Source organism: Citrobacter sp. TBCS-14 (assembly GCF_005280805.1).
Lineage (GTDB): Bacteria > Pseudomonadota > Gammaproteobacteria > Enterobacterales > Enterobacteriaceae > Citrobacter > Citrobacter gillenii.
Map to the genome: position 1 here is coordinate 1 of NZ_SZWM01000450.1, position 272 is coordinate 272.

Below are 272 nucleotides of genomic sequence, written 5' to 3' on the forward strand. Positions count from 1 at the left end.
GAGCTGGGATGATAGCGTGCAGAGCCTGAAAGCAGGGCTGATGGTGAGCTATATCAACGCCGATACGGACAGCACCGGTAACCGAGGGGCGGATGGGAGCCAGTTTTCTGCCAGTGGTAACGTAGCCGGTTACAATCTTGGGGCTTATGCCACCTGGTTTGCGGATGCCAAGGACCATAGCGGGCTGTATGTGGATAGCTGGTACCAGTACGGCCTCTACAATAACAGCGTCGATAACGGCGATGTCGGGTCAACAGATTATGATTCGGCGG

1 protein-coding gene is annotated in these 272 nt (G+C 55.5%); it reads left to right on the plus strand.

Translation table 11 applies throughout. The annotated features are described in order from the left end of the window. Positions 1-272 (plus strand): autotransporter outer membrane beta-barrel domain-containing protein (locus FDX22_RS16015; RefSeq protein ID WP_146717449.1); only part of this gene is annotated, 272 nt, incomplete at both ends.